Origin of the sequence: Arthrobacter sp. 2YAF22_2 (assembly GCF_052114645.1) — a bacterium.
Classification (GTDB): domain Bacteria; phylum Actinomycetota; class Actinomycetes; order Actinomycetales; family Micrococcaceae; genus Arthrobacter.
Genome location: NZ_JBFRFD010000251.1, coordinates 1 through 5,313 on the forward strand (window position 1 = coordinate 1; position 5,313 = coordinate 5,313).

A 5,313-nucleotide genomic window follows, 5' to 3' on the forward strand; every position below is an offset into this window, starting at 1 on the left:
CTGCGGGAGCCGTGCGGCAGCCCTGCGGGAGCCGTGCGGCAGCCCTGCGTCAGCCGTCAACGGTAACCTTGGTGCATGCGGACGGAGTATGTGGAGGCGGTACTGGAACTCGCGGCGATGGTGCCGGCGGGCTCCGCCCTCGCCTACGGCGACGTTGCCGAACTCCTCGGCTCGGGCGGCCCCCGCCAGATCGGCTCGGTAATGAGCCACCACGGCAGTGCCGTGCCCTGGTGGCGGATTCTCAAGGCCAACGGCGAGGCCCCGCCGGGGCACGAACGCGAGGCCCTGACGCTGTACCTCGCCGAAGGGACCGCCCTGCTGGGCAACCACGCCGAATACCTGCGCACCGGAGAAGGGCGCTGGCGGGTGGACCTCGTGGCGGCGCGGTGGGCGCCGTCCGAACCGGACTTTGAGCGGATCGACGCCGTCGCGGAGCGGCTTGAGCGGGAGCTGCATAAACTGTCTGTCCCTGATGATGAAATGACTGTGTGAGTAGCCCCAAGCAAAACCCGCCTAACCAGTCAGGCCTGCGCCTGCTGCCGCCCCGGACCCAGCACAGCGCCGTTCCGGTGCTGTCACCGGATCAACGGGCCGCGGTCGACGTCGCGCACGGCTCAGGACCGGTCCTGGTCCCCGGCGCGCCGGGGACCGGGAAGTCCACGGTCCTGGTCGAGGCGGCCGTCCGGCGCGCGGAACGCGACGGCCTGGATCCCGAGCGGATGCTGATCCTGGCCCCCGGGCGGCTCGCCGCCGATGCGCTGCGCGACCGCTTCACCGCGCGCCTGGACCGCAGCCTGAGCACGACGCCGGCCCGCACCTGGGCGTCGTATGCCTTCGATCTGATCCGGCGCGCCAAAGCGGAAGGCATCCTGCCGCTGCCACGTGCGCCGAAACTCCTGTCCGGACCGGAACAGGACCTGATCATTAAGGAACTCCTCGAAGGCCACGCGCAACCGGGCCTGGAACTTCCCTGGCCGGGAGACCTGGACGCCGCCCTGCAGACCCGGGGCTTCCGGCAGGAGGTCCGCCAACTCTTTGACCGGATCATCGAATCCGGGCGCACCGCCGGGGACTTGGCGGACCTCGCGCAGCGCTGCCACCGGCCGGATTGGACCGCCGCGGCGGCACTGTACGCCGAGTATCGCGATGTCCTTGATCTGCGTATGCCCGAATCCTTCGACCCTGCCGGCATCATCACGGCGGCCCGGCAGATCTTCCAGGATTCCCCGGAGTTCCTGGCCGCCGAGCGGGAGCGGCTCCAGCTGATCCTGGTTGACGACGTCCAGGAGGCGAACCCGGCCGTGTTCGAACTGCTCGCAGACATCGCCGCGGGCAAAGACGCGCTCGTCACTGCCTCCCCGGACACCGTGGTGCAGGGATTCCGGGGGGCCCGGCCGGACCTCGTAGCCGAACTGCCGCGGCTGCTGGCCCCGGCCGGCGGCAGCGTCCTGGAGCGGCCGCTGTGGACCGCCCACCGGCACGCCCCCGCCCTCGCGCAGGCCTGGCAAGCGGTGGCGGAACGGATTTCCCTGCGTTCCGGCGGCACGTCGGCCCGTAGGCTCGACCAGCCGGACCAGCCGGACCAGCCGGACCAGCCGGACCAGCCGGCCCCCGGCGACTTGGTCTCCGGCCAGCATCGTGCCAATCACGGGACCGTGGAGGCGCACCTACTGCCGTCACCGGTCCACGAACTGCGCTACGTGGCGCAGCGCATCCTGGAAGCCCAGCTAAACGACGGCAGGGATCTGGGCGACATCGCCGTGATCGTGCGCAACGGCGGCCAGCTCGCCCAGCTGCAGCGCCACCTCGCCGGCCAGGGCATCCCGGTCCGGATCCCGGTGGCCGAGTCCGCGGTCCGGGACGAGGTCGCGGTGCGGCCGCTGCTGGACGCCTACGCGGTGGCGCTCGATCCTGCCACGCTCACGCCGGAATCCGCCGTCTCGCTGCTCACCTCAAGGATCGGCGGCGCCACGTCGATCGAACTGCGCCGGCTCCGCCAGTCCCTGCGGCGCGAGGAGCTCCTGGGCGGCGGCGGGCGCACCAGCGACGCGCTGCTGGTCGAGGCGCTGCTGGAGCCGTCCGCCCTGGCGACGCTCGGCATCGAGGGGCACTCCGCCCGCCGGGTGGCCCGGATGATCCGGGCCGGCCAGGAGGCCGCCGAGGCACCCGGCGGCAACGCCGAAACCGTGTTGTGGGCGCTGTGGCACTCCACCGGGCTCGCGGGCCGCTGGACCGAGACCGCCCTGGCCGGCGGCGCTGCAGGAGCACGCGCGGACCGGGACCTGGATGCCATGATGGCCCTTTTCCACACGGCCGAACGGTACGTGGACCAGCTCCCGGGTTCCGGCCCGGAACAGTTCCTCGAGTACCTGCTCAGCCAGGAACTGCCGATGGACACGCTCGCGGCCCGGGCGCAGCTGGAGGACGCCGTGGAACTCATGACGCCGGCCAGTGCCGCGGGGCGCGAGTGGCCGGTCGTGATTGTGCCGGGGCTCCAGGAAGGCGTGTGGCCCAACACCCGGCTCCGCGGCGAGCTGCTCGGCAGCACACTGTTCGCCGACGCCGTCGAACATGGGGTCGACTACGCCCTGCAGCTCGATCCCCTGAGCCGTCTCCGGGAGATCCGCTATGACGAGCTGCGCAGCTTCTCCACCGCGGTCTCGCGCGCCCGGGAAGCGCTGATCTGCACCGCCGTTTCCTCCGAGGATGAACAGCCGTCGTCCTTCCTGGACTACGTCTCGCCGCTGCACCCGGACCAGGACCGGCGCGGCTTCACCACCGTGGAGCGACCGCTGACGCTGCGCGCGCTCGTCGCCGAACTGCGCCAGTACGCCCAGCTCGACGGCGGCTCCGCCGAAGCGGCCGAGGCCACCGCGGTGCTTGGCGCCCTCGCCGCCGCCGAACCTGCCGTTCCCGGCGCCCACCCCGACAGCTGGTGGGGCCTCGCCCCGCTGTCCTCCACCGACCCCGTGGTGCCCCCCGGCGGCACCGTCTTCGTCTCTCCCTCCAAGGTCGAGACCGTGCAGAAATCGCCGCTGGACTGGTTTGTCCAGGCCGCCGGCGGGGAGGCCGCCACGGATTTCGCCCGCAGCCTAGGCACCCTGGTCCACGCCATCGCCCAGGACCTTCCCGACGCCTCCGGCGGGGAATATGTCGCCGAACTGGTCAAGCGCTGGCCGTCGCTGGGGATGAAGGACAACTGGGAAGGCAAACTGGATTTCCAGCGGGCCGAAACCATGGTCCGCAAACTTGCCCAGTACGTGCTGCTGATGCGGAGCGAGGGGCGCACCCTGCTCGGCGTCGAACAGGACTTCGAGGTGAAGTTGCCCGATGTGGTCCCGCCGGCCGCCCCCGGCGCGGAGGAGAGCTGGCCCGCGCGGGCCGCCGTGCTCCGAGGCCAGGTGGACCGGCTGGAGATTGACGCCGACGGCCGCCTGGTGGTTGTGGACCTCAAGACCGGCAAGCGCCAGCCCAGCAAAGCCGAACTCGAACGGCATCCCCAGCTGGGCGCCTACCAGGCAGCGGTCCTCGCCGGCGGGTTTGCCGGCCCCGACGACGGGCCGCCCCCGCGGCCGGGCGGTGCCGTGCTGGCCCAGCTCGGCACCGGCACGAAAAGCCCGGGCGTGCAGGGCCAGCCGGCGCTCGATCCGGAAGCCAACTGGGCGCTGGAAATGGTCGGCGAGGCGGCCGGCGTCATGTCCGGCAGCAGCTTCGAAGCCCGCCACGACCCCGCCAAGGGCGGGCACGGCGGCCACGGCTGCAGACTGCCGGAAGTCTGCCCGCTGTGCGCGCGTGGAAAGCAGGTCACCGAATGAGCAGCGAGGCAACGACGACGGCGGCCGTGCCGGGGGCTACCGGCAGGCCGGACGCGATTCCGGTCGCGCTCCCGCAGGCACCCCCCGAGCCCCGGTTCAGCCCGGAGGAGCTGTCGGCGCTGCTGGGGGAGAAGAACAGCCCCACGGCCGAACAATCCCTGATCATCTCCTCGCCGCTGACGCCCCGCCTTGTCATTGCCGGCGCCGGCTCCGGGAAGACCGCCACCATGGCGGACCGGGTGGTCTGGCTGGTCGCGAACGGCTGGGTCAGGCCGGAGGAAGTGCTCGGCGTGACCTTCACGCGCAAGGCGGCCGGCGAACTCGCCACCCGGATCCGGGCCAAGCTGTCGGCCCTGGCACGGATCGCCGCCGCGGACCCCGACCACAAGGTATTCCCGGCCGGGCTGCTGAGCACCGACGCGCTGGAGCCCAAGGTCTCCACTTACCACTCCTACGCGAGCGGCATCGTCTCGGATTACGGCCTGCGGCTCGGCGTCGAACGGGACGTGGTCCTGCTCGGCGGCGCCCAGTCCTTCCAGCTCGCCAGCGAGGTGGTGGAAGCCTTCGACGGCGACTACCAGCATTTCCGGTCCGCCAAGTCCACCCTCGTCAAGGCCGTCATTCAACTCGCGGGGGAGTGCGCGGAGCACCTGCGGGACCCGGCTGAGGTCCGCGGCTGGCTGCTGGACCGGGTGGCCGAGTTCGAATCGCTGCCGTACGTCGCTACGGCCAAGAAGAACCCCAGCCAGGCCGCTGGGGACCTCAGCGCGCTGCTGCGCACCCGCGCCAGTGTCGCGGACATGGTGGGCCGCTACGCCCAGGCTAAGCGGGACCGGGGCGCGCTGGACTTCGGCGACCTCGTGGCTCTCGCCGCCCGGGTGGCCAACGAGATTCCGGTGGCGGCGCAGACCGAACGCCAACGCTACAAGGTGGTGCTCCTGGATGAATTCCAGGACACCTCGCACGCCCAGCTGGTGCTGTTCTCCCGGCTCTTCGGCGACGGCCACGCCGTCACCGCGGTGGGGGACCCCAACCAGTCCATCTACGGTTTCCGTGGCGCGTCCGCGGGCCAGCTCTTCCACTTTGTCCGCGAATTCCCGGTCCGAGTGGACGCCAACGCCGCCGACAGCACCGGCACCACCGCTGGCAACAGCGGCGGGCCGGCGCGGTTCGCCGTTGCCCCGACGTCGTACCTGACGACGGCCTGGCGCAACGGCCGGAACATTCTCGAGGCCGCCAACATCATTTCCGCGCCGTTGAGCAAAGCGGCCGCCCAGACGGGGGCGGCCGGGGCCCGGGCCAGCGCCGGCGCCGTGGAGGTCCCGCCGCTGCAGCCGAGCCCGGCTGCGGTCCAGGGACGCGTGCTGATGGGCCGCTTCGGCACGGATGAGGACGAGGCGTCGGCCCTCGCCGCAGATGTGCTGAAGTTCCGTCGGACCGACTTCGACGCCGGGACGGCGGAGGGGTCCGACCCGCCGGCCATGGCCGTGCTCTGCCG

The 5,313-nt window shown here is 71.8% G+C and carries 3 protein-coding genes; all 3 read left to right on the plus strand.

The window, feature by feature from the left end; translation table 11 throughout:
• Nucleotides 1-75: 75 nt before the first annotated feature.
• Nucleotides 76-492 carry an MGMT family protein gene (locus tag AB4Y86_RS11360; protein ID WP_441402337.1) on the plus strand — a complete coding sequence of 139 codons (417 nt, stop codon included), beginning with the start codon at nucleotides 76-78 and terminating at the stop codon, nucleotides 490-492.
• On the plus strand, nucleotides 489-3,815 hold the full coding sequence (locus tag AB4Y86_RS11365; protein WP_441402338.1) for an ATP-dependent helicase: 3,327 nt from the start codon (nucleotides 489-491) through the stop codon (nucleotides 3,813-3,815). The genes AB4Y86_RS11360 and AB4Y86_RS11365 overlap by 4 nt, the downstream gene beginning before the upstream one ends.
• Nucleotides 3,812-5,313: ATP-dependent helicase (locus AB4Y86_RS11370; RefSeq protein WP_441402339.1), on the plus strand; the 1,502-nt coding region annotated here is incomplete at its 3' end. The genes AB4Y86_RS11365 and AB4Y86_RS11370, both read left to right, overlap by 4 nt.

Coding starts and splice junctions, on each gene's coding strand:
- AB4Y86_RS11360 (WP_441402337.1), top strand. CDS start 76: ATGCGGACGGAGTATGTGGAGGCGGTACTGGAACTCGCGGCGATGGTG.